At 59.0% G+C, this 1,359-nt stretch carries 1 protein-coding gene; it reads left to right on the top strand.

The annotated features are described in order from the left end of the window. Positions 1-94: 94 nt before the first annotated feature. Positions 95-1,273: an NAD(P)/FAD-dependent oxidoreductase gene (locus NUV89_RS29660; RefSeq protein ID WP_257784116.1), complete on the top strand. Its 1,179-nt coding sequence runs from the start codon at positions 95-97 to the stop codon at positions 1,271-1,273. Positions 1,274-1,359: the final 86 nt, after the last annotated feature.

The following is a 1,359-nucleotide window of genomic DNA, read 5'->3' as shown; positions in this document are numbered from 1 at the left end:
CCAATGAATCTGTTGACTGACACACCGCATTCGCGAGCAAGCCCGCTCCCACATTTGATTGCATTTCAAATCAGTTTTTGATGAGGACACCGTTTTGCGCTCGACCGAAGTTGTGATCATTGGCGCCGGCGCCGCAGGCTTGATGTGCGCACTGACCGCCGCCGGGCGTGGGCGCAAGGTGATGTTGATCGACCACGCGAACAAGGCCGGCAAGAAGATCCTGATGTCCGGCGGTGGCCGCTGCAATTTCACCAACCTGTACACGGAGCCTGCCAACTTCCTCTCGCACAACGCGCACTTCTGCAAATCCGCCCTCGCCCGCTACACCCAATGGGATTTCATCGGGCTGGTGGCCAAGCACGGCGTGCCGTACCACGAGAAGAAACTCGGCCAGCTGTTCTGCGATAACAAATCCAGCGACATCCTCGGCATGCTGCTCGATGAGTGCATCCAGACCGGCGTGAGCATGCACCTGGATACTTCGATCCAAGAGATCGCCAAAGTCGAAGGCGGCTACCAGTTGCAGACCACCCTGGGTGAACTGCGCTGCGAATCCCTGGTAATCGCCACCGGCGGCCTGTCGATTCCGACACTGGGCGCCACCGGTTTTGGTTATCAAGTGGCCAAGCAATTCGGCCACGAACTGCTGCCAACCCGCGCCGGTCTTGTGCCGTTCACCATTACCGACCAGCTCAAGGACTTGTGTGGCGAGTTGAGCGGCACCTCGGTGGATTGCCTGGTGAGCTGCAACGACCAGAGCTTTCGCGAGAACATCCTGTTTACCCACCGGGGTTTGAGCGGGCCGGCGATCTTGCAGATTTCTTCGTACTGGGAATCCGGCGACACGGTGGAGATCAACCTGCTGCCCGACCACGACGCCCACGACTGGCTGCAACAGCAACAGGCCGAGCGCCCGAACAGCGAGCTGAAAACCCTGCTGGGGGAGATCTTCACCAAGAAGATGGCCAACCTGCTGGCGGACACCTGGTTTGTGTCCAAGCCGATGAAGCAGTACACCCATGCGGAAATTGCCGACATCGCGCAGAAACTCGGCAGCTGGCAGTTGGTGCCGGCGGGCACCGAAGGTTATCGCACGGCTGAAGTGACGCTGGGTGGGGTGGATACGCGGGAAGTGTCGTCCAAGACCATGGAATCCCTGAAAAGCCCCGGCCTGTACTTTATCGGTGAAGTGCTGGATGTGACCGGTCACCTGGGCGGCTTCAACTTCCAGTGGGCCTGGGCCTCAGGCTACGCCGCCGCGCAATTTGCCTGACACAACACGGTAAAAAAATGTGGGAGCGGGCTTGCTCGCGAAAGCGGTGGATCAGTTAAAACAACTTTGACTGACACACCGCTTTC

The organism is Pseudomonas sp. 18.1.10, assembly GCF_024655625.1.
Classification (GTDB): Bacteria; Pseudomonadota; Gammaproteobacteria; order Pseudomonadales; family Pseudomonadaceae; genus Aquipseudomonas.
The sequence above is the reverse complement of the archived record's forward strand: the minus strand, read 5'-3'. Positions and strand labels throughout refer to the sequence as shown.